Origin of the sequence: Halorubrum sp. Ea8 (genome assembly GCF_002252925.1) — an archaeon.
GTDB lineage: Archaea > Halobacteriota > Halobacteria > Halobacteriales > Haloferacaceae > Halorubrum.
In genome coordinates this window covers 62,914-77,408 of record NZ_NHPF01000103.1, presented here as the reverse complement: position 1 = coordinate 77,408, position 14,495 = coordinate 62,914, and the positions used below count along the sequence as shown (strand labels likewise).

Annotated in this window: 15 protein-coding genes; 8 read left to right on the top strand and 7 right to left on the bottom strand. The window is 68.3% G+C overall.

Translation table 11 applies throughout. The features are described from left to right. Positions 1–30 precede the first annotated feature (30 nt). Entirely contained in the window at positions 31–516 is a 486-nt protein-coding gene (locus DJ74_RS11980; RefSeq protein WP_094525760.1) for a response regulator, read from the bottom strand. Between the two features lie 216 nt (positions 517–732). Between DJ74_RS11980 and DJ74_RS11975 the strand changes: the two genes are divergently transcribed. After that, entirely contained in the window at positions 733–1,029 is a 297-nt protein-coding gene (locus DJ74_RS11975) for a HalOD1 output domain-containing protein (RefSeq protein ID WP_094525759.1), read from the top strand. Between the two features lie 167 nt (positions 1,030–1,196). Here the strand turns inward: DJ74_RS11975 and DJ74_RS11970 are convergent, their stop codons facing one another. Genes DJ74_RS11970 through DJ74_RS11965 form a run of 3 tightly spaced genes read right to left on the bottom strand, consistent with a single transcriptional unit; the run spans position 1,197 to position 2,192 of the window. After that, positions 1,197–1,421 carry a hypothetical protein gene (locus tag DJ74_RS11970; RefSeq protein WP_094525758.1) on the bottom strand — a complete coding sequence of 75 codons (225 nt, stop codon included), beginning with the start codon at positions 1,419–1,421 and terminating at the stop codon, positions 1,197–1,199. Further along, on the bottom strand, positions 1,418–1,579 hold the full coding sequence (locus DJ74_RS19225; RefSeq protein WP_158217275.1) for a hypothetical protein: 162 nt from the start codon (positions 1,577–1,579) through the stop codon (positions 1,418–1,420). Before DJ74_RS19225 ends, DJ74_RS11970 begins: the two co-directional genes overlap by 4 nt. Further along, complete coding sequence (locus DJ74_RS11965) at positions 1,572–2,192, bottom strand: hypothetical protein (protein ID WP_141212532.1); 621 nt, start codon at positions 2,190–2,192, stop codon at positions 1,572–1,574. The genes DJ74_RS19225 and DJ74_RS11965 overlap by 8 nt, the downstream gene beginning before the upstream one ends. Before the next feature lie 419 nt (positions 2,193–2,611). Between DJ74_RS11965 and DJ74_RS11960 the strand changes: the two genes are divergently transcribed. Then, entirely contained in the window at positions 2,612–3,025 is a 414-nt protein-coding gene (locus tag DJ74_RS11960) for a hypothetical protein (RefSeq protein ID WP_094527390.1), read from the top strand. 203 nt (positions 3,026–3,228) lie between these two features. On the opposite strand, the gene DJ74_RS11955 is transcribed toward DJ74_RS11960, so the two are convergent. Both DJ74_RS11955 and DJ74_RS11950 read right to left on the bottom strand, forming a co-directional pair. Then, a complete protein-coding gene (locus tag DJ74_RS11955; protein WP_094525755.1) occupies positions 3,229–4,350 on the bottom strand; it encodes a hybrid sensor histidine kinase/response regulator in 1,122 nt (373 codons plus the stop codon). Between the two features lie 27 nt (positions 4,351–4,377). Further along, a complete protein-coding gene (locus tag DJ74_RS11950) occupies positions 4,378–5,262 on the bottom strand; it encodes a winged helix-turn-helix transcriptional regulator (RefSeq protein ID WP_241881413.1) in 885 nt (294 codons plus the stop codon). 147 nt (positions 5,263–5,409) lie between these two features. Between DJ74_RS11950 and DJ74_RS11945 the strand changes: the two genes are divergently transcribed. The 5 genes from DJ74_RS11945 (at position 5,410) to DJ74_RS11925 (ending at position 10,488) form a co-directional block, all read left to right on the top strand. Beyond that, positions 5,410–6,000: a metal-dependent hydrolase gene (locus tag DJ74_RS11945; protein ID WP_094525754.1), complete on the top strand. Its 591-nt coding sequence runs from the start codon at positions 5,410–5,412 to the stop codon at positions 5,998–6,000. 96 nt (positions 6,001–6,096) lie between these two features. Next, positions 6,097–6,951, top strand: a complete 855-nt coding sequence (locus DJ74_RS11940; RefSeq protein ID WP_094527389.1) for a succinylglutamate desuccinylase/aspartoacylase family protein — start codon at positions 6,097–6,099, stop codon at positions 6,949–6,951. Further along, complete coding sequence (locus DJ74_RS19420) at positions 6,948–7,388, top strand: hypothetical protein (RefSeq protein ID WP_212589826.1); 441 nt, start codon at positions 6,948–6,950, stop codon at positions 7,386–7,388. Before DJ74_RS11940 ends, DJ74_RS19420 begins: the two co-directional genes overlap by 4 nt. 138 nt (positions 7,389–7,526) lie before the next feature. Next, positions 7,527–9,416, top strand: coding sequence for a hypothetical protein (locus tag DJ74_RS11930; RefSeq protein ID WP_176451344.1), 1,890 nt, complete (start codon positions 7,527–7,529; stop codon positions 9,414–9,416). An 82-nt stretch (positions 9,417–9,498) separates the two neighbouring features. Beyond that, entirely contained in the window at positions 9,499–10,488 is a 990-nt protein-coding gene (locus tag DJ74_RS11925; protein WP_094527388.1) for a DUF1616 domain-containing protein, read from the top strand. An 81-nt stretch (positions 10,489–10,569) separates the two neighbouring features. On the opposite strand, the gene DJ74_RS11920 is transcribed toward DJ74_RS11925, so the two are convergent. Then, positions 10,570–12,486, bottom strand: a complete 1,917-nt coding sequence (locus DJ74_RS11920) for a hypothetical protein (RefSeq protein WP_094527387.1) — start codon at positions 12,484–12,486, stop codon at positions 10,570–10,572. Positions 12,487–12,815: 329 nt separating this feature from the next. On the opposite strand from DJ74_RS11920, the gene DJ74_RS11910 reads away from it, so the two are divergent. Further along, a complete protein-coding gene (locus tag DJ74_RS11910) occupies positions 12,816–14,390 on the top strand; it encodes a succinylglutamate desuccinylase/aspartoacylase family protein (protein ID WP_176451108.1) in 1,575 nt (524 codons plus the stop codon). Positions 14,391–14,495 lie beyond the last annotated feature (105 nt).

Genomic DNA, 14,495 nt, shown 5'->3' with positions numbered 1-14,495 from the left:
AGACGCGAGCGCTGTCGTCGGTCCGGTGGCTCACCGCTCCGTCGGCTCGAATTCCGATTGCGCGCCGTCGGAGGGGAACTGGATCGCCGGGCTCTCCGCGTACTGGAACCAGTGTTTCACGAGCACGCTCGTGAGGTCGAGGAACCCCTCCCAGCCCTGTGGTTTACTGATGAACGCCTGGGCGTTCAGATCGTAACACAGACGTGCGGCGGTGGGGTCCGACGTGTCCGAGACGACGACGACCGGGATTCTGCCGACGTCGTCCGAGCCCATACGCCATCTGAGGACGTCGTGCCCGCTTTTCAGCGGGAGGTTGAGATCGAGAAGCACGAGTTCCGGGCGTCTGGCGCCGTCTTCGACGCTCGCCAGCCGTTCGATCGCGGCGGTTCCCGTGTTCACGAACTCGACGGTGACTTCCGGTGCGACCTCCTCGAACGCGAGCTCGAGGAGACGGATGGTTGGCGAATGGTGCTCTGCGATCAGCACCGTCCCGGAGTGAGTGGTGTCCTTGTCCATGTCGACCAACAGCCACCTGCGTGACTCGGCTCTGTCTTAGGTGACGTGCTGTTATAATTATGGGAATCGGTTCGAGCGGATTGCATCCAGTTTCGTCGGATTCGCGCCGAAAACGGCGACGAACCGACGCCGAATCGGGGTCGTTACCACGAAGTCACCGGGGCGGTTACCTGTACGGTGGCAAAGATTAACAAGAACAGAACCGATGTTTCGGGTATGGATCCCAACTATCACGGGCCTCCCTCTCCGTCGGAGGACGAGTACGTCCACCGGTTCCCGCCTGACTGGCGTGCCGACGAGGAGCAACTCACGCGGTGCACGCACGCGGTCGCCATCGTCACCGATCGGCGACCGGAGCAGTTCGACGTCGGGATACAGCGCATCGTCGATCCCGACGCGCTCGATCGGTTGTTCACGTCGGAGGCGGGCGGCGAAGACGCGCAACTGTCTCTCGTCGTCTCCGACCTCACGCTCCAAATTCGGGCCGACGGCGCTATCTTCGTGGTCGAATAGCGGGCTCTGTCGGGGGCGAACGAAGTGAGTCAGCGACGCCGCCGAGAGTCGACAACGCCGTCGAGAGTGGAAAACAACACCGTGAGTCGATAACGACGCCGAAATTCAAACTCCGCCAGTGGAACCCGTCGCAGACGCGCGCCGGGCGTCGGCGGTTGCGGGTCGGATCACCGAACGTCTGATATCGGCGTGTGAGAACCGTATGACGCGGATATCCAGCGACCGTCGATGTCGGATGACGTGTCGTACATCACGAGCTCGTTCGGCTCGAAGGAAACGCTCGGAGCGACGTCTTCCGGACAGTACGTGTGGCGGATGCTGAAGACGGGCCAGTCCATGTTCGTCTCGTCGGCTGGAGCAGGCCGATCGCCCACCGAGTCCTCGCCGGTCATCGATCTCGCCCTCTGGCGTCCTGCACCCGGTCGACGTGTTCGATCGCCTCCTGAACGAGCGCCCGTTGTTCCGACGGCATGTGGGGGTGTCGCTGTCCGACCGCGACCAGCAGTTCCCTCGCCGCGACGAGGTGGGTGTCCGGCGAGCAGTCAGACATCGTCGCCCTCGTGCGCCGCGAGAATGGTCTCGAAGTACGGCGTCATCACGTCGATGGCCCGATCTGACGACCGGTTGTTCCGGTCGTCGTGAAGCTCGATCGCGACGAGGTATCTCGCCGGGAGCTCGCCGAAGCCGCTCCGGCCCGCGCGGTCCTTCGTCGGATACTCCTCGGTTCCGATCGCGGCGGCGACCTCGATGCGCTGGGCCTCCAGCGCGGGGCGGGAGTACTCTCCGCCGACTTTGTGCCGTTTCCAGCTCTCGGTCGTCAGTCGACCGTACGCCTCGTCCATTCCGACGATGCGGGCGCGGCGACGCAGGGGCGACTCGACGTCGTCCCACTCGGCGGCCGAGAGGGCGGCCGGCCGTTCGACGACGCCGTCGGAAACGAACGACCCCTCGACGTCGTCTTTAGCCCAGAGGGCGTCGACGAGCGCGGTCGCCGCGGAGCGGGCTTCGGCCGCGTCGAGGTGTTCGAACTGCGCGTCATCGACGAACGCGAACGCGTCGACCGCGGCTGACCGGGCGCGGTCGTCGTGTGCTCGGTACCCCTTACAGACCTGGATCGCCGCCCGGCGTGCCCGCTCGCCGACGGACCGATCCGTGGGGTCCACTGACGGCTCCGTGGGGGTCGATCGCTCGGCGGGGAACTCTGCCTGCGGACGTCCGGACGATATCCGACTGTTGCTCATCTGTACGAGAAACCGGGACGACCAACTACATATACCTCTGACAACACTCGCGTAACCGGTTCGGTTACCCCGCGGTAAGACGAGGGAAACCGCGTGCGCGTTCGACCGGTCGCCGACGTGCAAAACCGGTCGATTCGGACGGCTGGACCGCGGCTCGTCGACCGAGAGCGCCGTCGCCTCGGAACCGACACCACTCGTTCGCGGCCCATCGCCGTTTCGACCGTCGTACCGCGCAGTTACACCGGGTTTCACCGTCCCGCTGATCATTAACAGCGCGATTATCCGCTTACCTGACTCGTAGCAATGGGCAAGGAGCACGGATGGGTCGATGGGTTCAACCCATGGTACGAAAAGAACTCGATCGCCGGAAGTTCGTTAGCCTCGTCGGTGCGGCCGGAGTCGTCGGCCTCGCCGGCTGTTCGGACGAACCGGAAGGGCCGTCAGACGGGACAGGAAACGGCTCCACCGGCGGAACCGGAACCGGCACCGACGGCGGAACTGGCACCGACGATGAAAGCGGCACCGGCACCGACGACGAAAGCGGCACCGGCACTGACGACGAAAGCGGCACCGGCACCGACGACGAGAGCGGCACCGGCACTGACGAGGAAAGCGGAAGCGGAACCGGCAACGAGACCGACAGCGGAACCGGCAACGAGACCGACAGCGGAACCGGCAACGAGACCGATAGCGAAACCGGCAACGAGACCGATAGCGAAACCGGCAACGAGACCGACAGCGAAACCGAAGGATAACCGACGCGGCGGCGAGGGTCGCGCGGGAATTCACTTTTTCTTCGAGGAGCGAGTCCAGCCTCCGATAGACGGTGGTTCCTCGAACGTCTGCGTCGCGTCCCCGTCGATAGCCAGTCGGGGAGGCGACGCGGCCACGCGTCAGGGAATACTCTCGCCGGCGAACGGGCGGACCGCGACGACCGCCGTGACTGTCTCGACGGAGTTCACACGAGGCCGGCCGAGGCCTCGGCCCGCTGAAGCGAGACGAGAAACACCGTCCCGTCGGGGTCGTTGTCCTCGATGGACATCTCGCCGCCGAACTGAGTGACGAGTTGGTGGCCGAGGGTCAGCCCCACGCCGAGTCCCGCGCTTTCGGCCCCGTTCGTCCGTTCGGAGAAAACGGCCTCGCGCCGGTGTTTCGGGATCCCCGTCCCGTTGTCGGCGACCCTGATCGTGACGGTGTCGCCCTCGGCCACCGCGTCGACGTGGACGGTCGGCGTCTCCTTGTCGTTGTACACCACCCCGTTGTTGACGAGGTTCGCGACGACGGACGAGAGGAGTTCGTTCGCCTTGACGGACGCCTCGGGGACGGACCCGAGCGTCACCTCCGCGCCCCCGTGCAGGCGGGTCGCCTTCTCGACTTCGTTCTCGAGGAGCGCCTCGAGGTTCACGTCGCCGAGCGGGTCCTGATCGTCGGCCATCGCGTCGAGGGCCTGACCGATCATATCCGTCAACTCGAGGATGTGGTTGCCCGACTGTCTGATCTCCTCGAGTATCGACTGTCCGCGCGGATCGACGTGATCGGTCAGCTCCGAGGCCCGACCGACGATGAGACTCACGTCGTTTCGAACGTCGTGGCGGGTGAGGCGGTTCAGGATCGCGAGCCGATCCGAGCGTCGCCTGAGAATTCGTTCCCGCTTTTTTCGTTCGATCGCGTACTGGAGGGTCAAAAGCAGCAGTTCGGGGGTCAGCTTCCCTTTCACGAGGTAGTCCTGCGCCCCTCTCGAAATCGCTTCACCGCCGAGCCGCTGTTCCGGCATCCCGGTCAGAACCACGACGGGGACGTTCGGGTCGACGTCGACCACGGCGTCGACCGTTTCGGCGCCTTCGCTGTCGGGAAGCTGGAGATCGAGGAGAACGACGTCGTACGTTCCCTCACGGAGGCGTGCCGTTCCTCGGTCGAGGTCCTCCTCGTGGGTAAACCGGATGCTCTCGAACTCGCTTTTATCGAGTACGCGTGCGAAAAGACCCGTCTCCTTCGCCGTTTTGTACTGCTCCCGAACGATTCGCGCGTCCGCGGGATTGTCCTCGATCAGCAGCACGGATAGAGCCGTATCGTCAGTCATGCGTTGTTGTGAGATGATGAGACCGCGTCATGAGTCGCCGTCCGGTTCCAGAGTCGCGACGAGCCGGTCCGCGTCGTCGAGCCCCTCGGTCGGGTCGTCGATCTCCGACTCGAGCGTCGCCAGTCGGTCGAGCAGCTGCTCGTAGCGGTCGTCACGCGCCAGCTCCGTCGCCACGAACTCGCTTTCGAGCAGCGCTCGCTTCGCGTTCAACACCAGGTACTCCTGCGTCCTGTCGTCGTAGGAGTCCCTCGTCAACACGTCCGTGACCATCTGCGTGAGCTGCTCTTTCGATCCCGGTTTCGTGAGATACGCGTCGAACGACATGTCGAGGATGTCCAAGTCGGGAGTGATCGCGGTGAGAATGATCACCCGCGTGTCGAACCCCCAGTCGCGTATCTGTGCGAGGACGTCCTCCCCGGACATGCCGGGCATCCGGCGGTCGAGCAGCACGACGTCGACGTCTTCGGACAGCTCAGAGAGCGCGCCCTCCCCGTGATACGCCCGTTTGACCTCGTACTCCTCTTCCAACCAGCCGGCGTACATGTCCACGAGCCGCGGGTCGTCGTCGACGACGAGGACGGTCGGGTCGGGGTCGAGGTACCGTTCCCCCCAAGAGGCCAGCGAGGAGAGTATCGACTGCAGATCGCGCCCGTCGTCGGTCAAGCTGTACTCGACTCGTTTCGGGGATTCGCTCACGACGGTCCTGTCGAGGAGCCCGTTGTCGACGAGCTCCTCGAGGCTCTCGGTGAGGACTTTCGACGAGATCCCCTCTAGGCGTTCCTGAAGCTCGCTGAACCGTAGCGACCCGTCGGTGAACAGTCGCTGGACGATGACCGGATGCCATTTCTTTGAGATTACGTTCATCGCCTCCGTGAGCCGCTCGACGTCTCGGTCGGTTCCGTCTCCCGTCACGGTCGATAATTCGATCGTAACCGGTCTTATTATGCGGGTGGTAAACGACCGATCATACCGTCCGATTCCGGAGCGGTCTCCGGCCTCGCGGGTCGGAATCGGATTACCAAAGCCGTACTTTTCGGAGGGAGGGCCCAACGGCGATCGATGTGGCCATGGGAACACGTCGCGTTCGGCTATCTGCTCTACTCGGCGTACACGCGCGTCAGACACGGGGAGTCACCGGAGGCGACGTCGACTGTCGCGATGGCGACGGCGGCCGTCCTTCCGGACGTGATCGATAAGCCGCTCGCGTGGGAGTTCGACGTGTTCGCCACGGGGTCCGCGCTCGGGCACTCGGTGTTCGTCGCGGCTCCGCTGCTCGTCGGCGTCGTCGCCCTCTCGCGGAACGCGGACCGCTCGGCGGCGGCGGACGGCTTCGCGGTCGGGTACGCGTCGCACCTGCTCGGCGACCTGCTGCCCGCGAGCGTTCGGAGCGGCGCACTCGTCGCCGACCGCCTCCTCTGGCCGCTCGGATCCGCCCCGCCCGACGGTCACGTCAGCCTCGGCGCCGGCTTCGATCACTACTTCGCGGAGTACCTCGCGTCGATCGTCACGCTCGATCCGACGCCGTACGTAGCTGTGCAAGCCGCGACGCTCCTCGCGACCGTGGCCCTGTGGACGGCGGACGGAACGCCGCCGTTGCCCGACGCGATCGAGGCCGCCCGGACGCGGGGCCGCCGGCTGTTCGGCGACTGACGGCGGACCGGGCGGAGCGCGATCGCTGACCTCGATCACCGCCGCACCGGGGTTACCATCGCTGTAATAACGTGTCTGTGGGGGCGTGAACCGGACATGAAACGACGGGCGGTGCTCGCCGCGGGAGTGACGGTAGCGGGCTCCGTGGTGGCCGGCGCGACGGTCGGTGCAACGCGCGGTGCGAGGGTCGGTGCAACGCGCGGTGCGACGACCGGCGACGATCCCGAGCCGCGCCCGCCGTCGCCGGCGGCGGAGACGACGGTCGAGACCGGAGCGGTGCGCCCGGGGACGAGACGGGAAACCCCCTACTTCGAGGTCGGCTCCGACGACAGCGGGCCGACGGCGGTCGTCGTCGGCGGGGTCCACGGAAACGAGGTGAGCGGCTATCGGGCCGCGGAACGGATCGCTGAGTGGGAGGTGACGAACGGGTCCGTCGTCGTCGTGCCGTGGGCGAACGTCGTCGCCGTTCGCCGGAACGAGCGCGAGGGGCCGGACGGCGACCTCAACCGACAGTTCTCGATCGGCGGGGAGCCCGAGACGCCGCTCGCGCGGAGTCTCTGGGAACTCGTCGCCGCCGCGGACCCGGACGTCGTCGTCGACCTCCACCGGTCGCGGGGGATCTACGGGACGCACGGCCGGTGGGTCGGGCAGGCGCTGTTTCCGACCGCGGCCGGCGGCGCGACGAGCGACGCGGACGCCGTCGCCGACCGCGTGAACGAGGCGGTGGTCCCGGCGTCGATGTGGGCCCACCGGTTCCGGCGCGGCAACACGCTGGGGGGGACGTCTCCCCTGTTGATCCACAAGGTGAGCGCGGACCTCGACACCGCCGGCGTGCTCGTCGAGCTCACGGAGTTCTACCTCGACGTCGACACGCAGGTCCGGTGGACGGAGCTGATCGCCGAACGGTTGCTGTCCCGGCACGGGATCGAACGACGGGGGTCGGCGATATGACGACCGCAGGCGACGACGTGACGAGCGAGAGCGACGGAGGGCCGGGAGCGGACCGCGACGCCGCGATTGCGGACCGTGACGACGCGATTGCGGACCGCGGCGCCGCGATTGCGGACCGTGACGACGCGATTGCGGACCGCGGCACGTGGTGGACCGTCGTCGCGGGACCCGGCGTGGTGTGTCTCTTTTCACTGCTCACGGTGCCGCTGGTCCTCGGGACGCTCGACGCGCGGCTGCACTCGCCGCTCGCCGCGCCGGGATACGCGCTGTTCGTCGCGCTCACGGTCGTCGGGGAGCGCGTCGTCCCCCAGTTCGCGTTCCGGCTCTACTGGCCCCCGTTTCTGCTCTGCAGTTACGGGGTCGCCGTCGCGGGGGCCGGCGTCGGTCGCGCCTGCCTGCGCGGCTCGGACCGGCTCCGCGGCGCCGCCCGCGAGTGAGACCGCGGCGTCCGGACGGATTAGCAAACCGATAAGCGACGGCTGTCACACAGCCGATGTGAGCGGCGGAGCGGGCGGCGGAACACCCCCGATTTACGCGAACGATTACCATCCCGCACAGGCGTCTGTGGCCGCACGATGTCTGAAGAGGGTACGCGTTCGCTGTTGCATCGCCGAGGGATCATCAAGACGGTGGGGGCGGGCGTCGCGGCGTCCGCCGTCCCCGGCGGAACGGCCGTCGCTTCGGATCACGTCGAGGTCGTCGACATCGTCGAGGCGGGCGCGGACGACACGGGGACCGAGCCGATCGACGACGTGTTCGCGGACCACGCGGGCGACGACACACGGATCGAGTTCCCCGAGGGGCGATACAGGGTCAACGACCTCACCCTGTACGGACTGACGAACTTCGCGATGGTCGGGACCGGAGAGGCGGTCCTCGTCCCCGGCGACGAGTACGACCCGCGCACGTGGATCGCGGGGACGAACAACCGGGACGTCCGCGTCGAGAACTTCGTCATCGACAACACCGGGGAGGGCGTCGGCTCGTCGCTGACCGTTCACGCGTACGACGGGCTCGTCGTTCGCGACGTGACGAAACGCGGCCACCACGACGCCGGCACGGCCGCGTTCGGGTTCCGGGTCATCGAGGCGGACGGAACGGGGACCGTCGAGAGGCTCCGGGCCGCGGACGGCGGCGACAGCGTCGGCATCTACACGGATCCGGTCGGGGAGATAACTTACCGGGACTGCCACGTCGAGCTGTTCGCGAACAACGGGGTCTACGGCTCGCTCGGGACGGGAGCGGTCCACGTCGACGGCGGGCTCTACCGCAACAACAACGTCGCGAGCGTTCGGCTCGGCGCGCCCGGAAGCACCGTGACGGGCGCGACGTTCAGGGTCGACGACCCGCCCGATGACTACGGGAACTGCCGCGCCGTCCGAGTGGCCGACGGCCCCGGACCGGTCGCGATCGAGGACTGCGAGATCCGAATGATCAGCGGCCGCGGGACCGGCGGCGTCGTCGGCGCGTTCAGCGGCGGGTCGTTCACTGTCCGCGACACGGCGATCCACGTGGGGCCGCGGTACACGACGGTCGGCTCCGGCGGCACGCGGACGAGCTACGCGATCCACGTCGACCCGGCGACGGAGGCGGAGGTGGGGAGCCGGACGATCGAGGACACGGTGATCACGGGTGCCGGTGACCGCGTGGCGCCGGTCGAGTTCGCCCGCGACGACAACGAGCTCAGGAACGTCTGCGTCGAGCAGTCGGGCGAAGACCGCGCCGGGATCGTCTTCCACGACAGCGCGGACAACGTCGTCAGCGACTCGACGGTGTCGGTGCCCGGCGAAGCGATCGTCCTCGACGGCGACTCGTCGGTCGACAGAGACGGCGTCTCGACGGACGGGAGCTGTGCGTGGCCGACCGAGGGCGAAGCGGTCGGTGACGACGGCGGCGAGGCGGCCGGGACCGCCGGCGGCGAGGCGGGGGGGGCCGCCGACGCCCCGCCGACGGACGGGGACCGCATCACGATCGGCGGCGGCGGCTCGGCGGCGCGCTACGAGTTCACCGTCGACGGCGACGTCGAGAGATCGGCCGCGGGCGACGCGGCGGTTGACGACGGCGACGCGATCGCCGACAACGGCACCGTCACCGGGCGGGCGACTGACGAGCCGGACGCGTACGCCTTCGACGGCGTCCTTACGGACTTCGAGGCGACCGACGACGTGGATGTCGCGATCAACGGGGAGTCGGTTCCCCCCGAGCTTATCGGGCCGAACGTCCTGACGGTCGTCGGGAAGGGCGAGACCGTCCGCTACGAGTTCGAGGTGACCGGCAGCGTCGCGAAGTCCACGGCCTACGGGGGGACGATAAACGACTTCGACGAGGTCCGCTCGGACGGCACCGTCGCCGGCCGCACGACCGACGAAGCGGACTCGTACAGCTGTATCGGCGTGGCGTCCTCGTTCGAGGCGGCCGGACCGGTGGCGGTGTACGCGGACGGGGAGCTCGTCACAGACGTCTGACTCGCCCAGGCGGACCGACCGAGAGTCGGGTTTACGCTCCCGATATAGATACGTCGCCGGCGCCGAGAGACGGACGCTTACGATGGGCAACGGATTTCGTTCTTTCGCCGACCTCGTGCTCGTGCTGCTGCTCGGCGCCGTCGCCGCCTGGGCTATCGCGACCGACGTCGGGTTCGGACCGCTCCGAGTCCTCTTCGGTATCGCGATGGTCCTGTTCCTGCCGGGGTACGTCCTCGCGGCGACGCTGTACCCAGGCCGCGCGGCGACGGAGCGCGACGCGGACCGTGCGCGCGCGCTCGACGGTCTCGAACGGGCGGTCCTCTCCGTGCTGTTGAGCGTCTGCGTCGTCCCCCTGCTCGCGTTCGCGGCCGACGTCACCGGCCTCGGCGTCTCCCGAGAACCCGTCCTCGGCCTCGTCGTCGCTTGGATCGGCGTGTTCGCCGTGGCCACCACCGTCGCTCGGCTCCGCCTGCCGGCGGACCGGCAGTTCCGGGTCGAGGGCGGAGGATCCCTCGCCGCCGTCGACGGCTTCCTCCGCAAGCAGTCCGCGTCGCTGCGCTCCACCTCGCCGTTCGCCCCGCAGAACGACGCCGAACTGCTGTTGAACGCGCTCGTCGCCGCCGGCGTACTGCTGCTCGTCGCGAGCGTCGGCTTCACCGCGGTCGCCGACCCCGGAAACGAGTCGTTCACGGAGCTGTACCTGCTCAGTGAGAACGAGGACGGGGAACTCGTCGCCGAGGGGTTCGAGACGGAGTACGCCGGCGACGAGTCCGTCCCCGTCACCGTCGCGGTCGCGAATCACGAAGGGGACCGCGCGGAGTACACCGGGGTGGTCACGCTTCAACGGCTGTCCTCGAACGGGACGACCGTCGAAGCGGAAGACGAGATCGGGCGCTTCGAGGCGACCGTCCCGGACGGCGAGACGGTGCGGATCGAACCGGAGGCGACGCCGTCGATGACGGGCGAGAACCTGCGGCTCCGGGTCCTGCTGTACGACGGCGAGGTGCCGAACGAGCCGTCCGCCGACAACGCGTACAGGACGGTCCACCTCGACGTGACCGTCGAGGGGTAGGCGACCGCGCGCCGCCGACCGCGACGGTCGCGACCGATCGGCGACGGAAGCGACCGCGGTCCGCCGGCGACCGCACGCCCGCTATCGCGGACAGAGGTGGAGGTCGCCGTTCGTGTACACCCTGTCTCTGGTCGGCCCGCAGACGGCGTCCTCGGGAAGCTGTCGGACGCGCTGCTCCCCGCCGACGTTGAACACGGGCGCGTCCGACGACTGATACGACCGATAGATCGCCCTGTCGTCCGAGATCGTCCCGTTCTCGCCGACGGTTCCGACGCCGAACCGCACGTCGCCGAGGCGGTTGAGCGTCAGCACGTACGGGTGGTCGGCGTGTATCGGTCCGCCGCCGTCCATCGTCGTGCGCTCGATAAGCGTCTCCGCGGCGGCGAGCTCGGACTCGGTGTAGCTGTACTTCACGTTGTGCTCGTCGAACGCCGGCGCGTCCGGCGTCGCCTGGGTCGAGAGGATCATCGCCCCCGGATAGACGAGCGCGAACAGGACCGCGACGGCGACGAACGCCGGCGCCGCCAAGTCGCGGCGGAGGTACCCGAACCCGACGGCCGTGAGCATCGCCATCCCGACGTACAGGAACGGGTACCAGCGACCGGGCAGGAGCGAGTTGATCCCTAACAGCGGCGGGACGAGCGTGACAGCGAGCAGCGCCGCCACCCACCCGACTAGGACCGCGGTCGACTCCCGGAGTCGTTCGGCCCGCGTCGTCACGGCGGTCCCGACCGTGGTTCCGAACAGCAGCAGGAGGAATCCCAGCCTGTCGAGGTAGGTCAGCAGCGACTGATACGGGAGCGCGTCCGGGCCCCCGACGTCCTCGCCGAGCTCGGGGGCCCCTCCGCCCGCCGAGAGCGTCGCGACGTTCTCTCGCATCCTCGTGACGGCGCCGTTGAGTAGCGTCTCCCCGTAGTACGGGGTCTGGCTCCAGACGAACGACAGGAGCCCTGAGTTGAAGACGACGTACCCCAATAGCGTCGCCGTCGCGACGCCGAACGTCGTCGCGGTCCCGGCGGTGACGCCCCGACCGCCGGAGGCTCTCGCGAGCGGGAACACCGGTGACACGTACGCGACGTGGGCGAGCAGCGCGGCGCCGAGAACGGTCAACACGATGACCGACGACAGCTGGTGGGTCAACGCGAGCGCGAGGAAGAGGAAGACGAGCGCGGCGTCGTCTCGCAGGGAGGCGACTCCTTCCAACCGCCTGACGAACAGGAAGACGATCCCGAGGAAGATGGCGATCGACATGCTCGTCGGGATGAGGTGGATGCTCCAGCGGGTGACGTACCCCGCCAGCCCGTAGAGCGCCATCGCGAACAGCGCCCACCGGACCGTGGTCAGGTACCGCGTTGCGGCGAACACCAGTGGGAAGGAGGCGACCAGCGCCGTCCCGACGGAGAGGTACAGCGCCGCGCGGAGCGGGACATCGGCGAACAGCGACGTGACGGCGACAAGGAGGTGATACAGGGGCGCGCCGAGGTATTTCGAGTCGCCCATCCCGGCGACGCTGCCCGTCTCGACGAGGCGTCGGGTCATGTCCGGGACGTGAATCCAGACGTCGATGCCGGTGTAGCCGGGGACCGCGTACAGCGCCGGGAACCGAAGCGCGGCGACGAGGAGGACCACCTCGGCCAGCAGCGCGGGCGGGTGGAGAAACTCCTCGGGCGTGAAGTAGAGCTGCAGGAGGACGACGGTACCGAGGAGGCTGGCGATCACGTAGAAGGGAACCGAGCGACCGCCGGTCAGCGCCGACAGCGCGACGAGCAGCGCGACGCCGAAGAGGACGACGGCGAGGCCGACCTGCGGATAGCCGAACAGCGCCGCAGTCGGTCGGTCGGCGTCGGGCCGCCACCGGGCGAGGAGGTAGACGGAACACGCGGCGATGACCGTCAGCGGGATCGTCTTCGCCAGCGGGTGGGAGACGACGAGGTTGACCGCCAGCATCGCCGCGCCGGCGACGAGGCCGAGGAGGGCGATCGGGACGTCCTGTCTCATCCCGGCTCGTCACCACCGTCTCGGCCGAGCGATCGGCAGGCGTGTCGTCGAAGCGCGCCGATGCCACCGAATTGGCCGACGAGGCCGACTCCTTCGAGGCGGCCCGGTCGGACGCGGCGGTAACGCGGAACCACGATACGGTACCGACGGCCGCGAGGGGGTTAATTATCGGCCGTCTAATGCCGGCCCCGCTCGACGGACGGTTTCGAGCACCGCTCGCTTCCGGCCGCCGCGGCGCGCCGATCGCTTACCGCGAGGTGAGGGACCCGCTTCCCTAAATGTTAGAAATAGTATATGTGTGTCGTTCGGATGGATCCATCCAGAGACAGATGAACTCGGCAATCAGTGAGCGGACGGCGGAACTGCACAGCACGCGGCGGACGGTCCTCAGGGGAATCGGTGCCGCCGCGGCCGCGGCCTGCGGGCTCGGGGCGGCGGGCGGCGCGGCCGCGGCGTCCGATCGAACGAGCTATTCGATCAGGACGGGAACCGAGGAGGAGACGGACGTCTACGTGACGGAGGGCGCGGCCTCTGGGCCGACGGTCCTCGTCGTCGGCGGTCTCCACGGGAACGAGGCGTGCGGCTACCGGGCGGCGGAGCGGATCAAAGACTGGCGGATCGACGCCGGGACGCTGGTCGTCCTCCCCCGAGCGAACGTCCCGGCCATCGAGGCCGGCCACCGGCCGTGGGGCACCTGGGACCTGAACCGGCATTTCCCGGCGGGCGAACGGCCGAAAAGCAGGTTGGCGCAGGCGATCTGGGACGACGTGGTCGTCGAACACGACCCGGACTTCGTCTGGGACCTCCACAGCTCTCGGGGGATCCACAGCGAGGACGAGGGCGTCGGACAGGCGGTGTTTCCCACGCGGGCCGGCGACGCCAGGGACCAGGCCGCGGACGTCCGCGCGTTCCTCAACGACGAGTACGTTCCGGCGTCGATGCCGACGTACGCGTTCACCGGCTCGTCCAGCGTCGACGGGACGGCGGACATGCTCAAACACAAGATCGGCGCCGACCGGGACACGCCGTCGATCATCTTCGAAACGGTGTACAACGGGTTGTCGATGGCCCGGCAGGTCGCGTGGACGTCGGCCGCCGTGTGGCGCCACCTGCGGAACTACGGCCTGATCACGCGACCCGAGCGGACGATCACGGTCACCGGCCGAGGCGAGACCGCCCGCTACGAGTTCGCCGTCGACGGCGCCGTGACGTCGTCCGCAGCCGGCGGAGCCGAGATCAACGCCTACGACGGGATCGACGGCGGCGTCGTCACGGGCCGGACGACGAACCAGTCCGACTCCTTCCGGTTCACCGGGAGCGTCGTCGACTTCGACGCCGACGCGCCGGTGGACGTGACCGTCGACGGGGACGCGGTCGAGGCGGAGTCGGTCGGCGCCGACGTGCTCACGATCGACGGCGGCGGCGCGACGGCCCACTACGAGTTCGCCGTCGACGGCGACGTCGAGAAGTCGACCGCGCACGGCGCGACGCGCAACGGCTACGACGCGATCGCCGACGACGGCACCGTCACCGGCCGCACGACTAACGAACCCGACTCCTACCGCCTCTCCGGGCCCGTTCTCGATTTCGAGGCCGACGGCGACGTCGCCGTCTCGCTGAACGGCGACCGGATCGAACCGGCGTTCCTCGGGGCGTCCACCATCACGATCGACGGCGGCGGCGCGACGGCCCACTACGAGTTCACCGTCGACGGCGATGTCGAGAAGTCGACCGCGCACGGCGCGACGCGCAACGGCTACGACGCGATCGCCGACGACGGCACCGTCACCGGCCGCACCACCAACGAGCCCGACTCTTACGCTTTCACGGGAGTCGTCGAGTCCGTCTCGGTCGACGGGAGCGCGACCGTCTACGCGGACGGCGAGGCGGTCGATCTCCGATAGCCGGTCGTCGGGGAAACGGCGACTCGGGGACGAGCGACCCCGACGTTGCCGGCCGCTGATCGCGGGCGATCGGGGTCGCGCGTTCCATCGGCGACGCGACGCCCT

What these genes read in the sequence shown, in the direction of transcription:
- DJ74_RS11980 (WP_094525760.1), bottom strand. Translation starts at nt 516, where the DNA reads ATGGACAAGGACACCACTCACTCCGGGACGGTGCTGATCGCAGAGCAC.
- DJ74_RS11975 (WP_094525759.1), top strand. Translation starts at nt 733, where the DNA reads ATGGATCCCAACTATCACGGGCCTCCCTCTCCGTCGGAGGACGAGTAC.
- DJ74_RS11970 (WP_094525758.1), bottom strand. Translation starts at nt 1,421, where the DNA reads ATGACCGGCGAGGACTCGGTGGGCGATCGGCCTGCTCCAGCCGACGAG.
- DJ74_RS19225 (WP_158217275.1), bottom strand. Translation starts at nt 1,579, where the DNA reads ATGTCTGACTGCTCGCCGGACACCCACCTCGTCGCGGCGAGGGAACTG.
- DJ74_RS11960 (WP_094527390.1), top strand. Translation starts at nt 2,612, where the DNA reads ATGGTACGAAAAGAACTCGATCGCCGGAAGTTCGTTAGCCTCGTCGGT.
- DJ74_RS11955 (WP_094525755.1), bottom strand. Translation starts at nt 4,350, where the DNA reads ATGACTGACGATACGGCTCTATCCGTGCTGCTGATCGAGGACAATCCC.
- DJ74_RS11945 (WP_094525754.1), top strand. Translation starts at nt 5,410, where the DNA reads ATGTGGCCATGGGAACACGTCGCGTTCGGCTATCTGCTCTACTCGGCG.
- DJ74_RS11940 (WP_094527389.1), top strand. Translation starts at nt 6,097, where the DNA reads ATGAAACGACGGGCGGTGCTCGCCGCGGGAGTGACGGTAGCGGGCTCC.
- DJ74_RS19420 (WP_212589826.1), top strand. Translation starts at nt 6,948, where the DNA reads ATGACGACCGCAGGCGACGACGTGACGAGCGAGAGCGACGGAGGGCCG.
- DJ74_RS11930 (WP_176451344.1), top strand. Translation starts at nt 7,527, where the DNA reads ATGTCTGAAGAGGGTACGCGTTCGCTGTTGCATCGCCGAGGGATCATC.
- DJ74_RS11925 (WP_094527388.1), top strand. Translation starts at nt 9,499, where the DNA reads ATGGGCAACGGATTTCGTTCTTTCGCCGACCTCGTGCTCGTGCTGCTG.
- DJ74_RS11920 (WP_094527387.1), bottom strand. Translation starts at nt 12,486, where the DNA reads ATGAGACAGGACGTCCCGATCGCCCTCCTCGGCCTCGTCGCCGGCGCG.
- DJ74_RS11910 (WP_176451108.1), top strand. Translation starts at nt 12,816, where the DNA reads ATGAACTCGGCAATCAGTGAGCGGACGGCGGAACTGCACAGCACGCGG.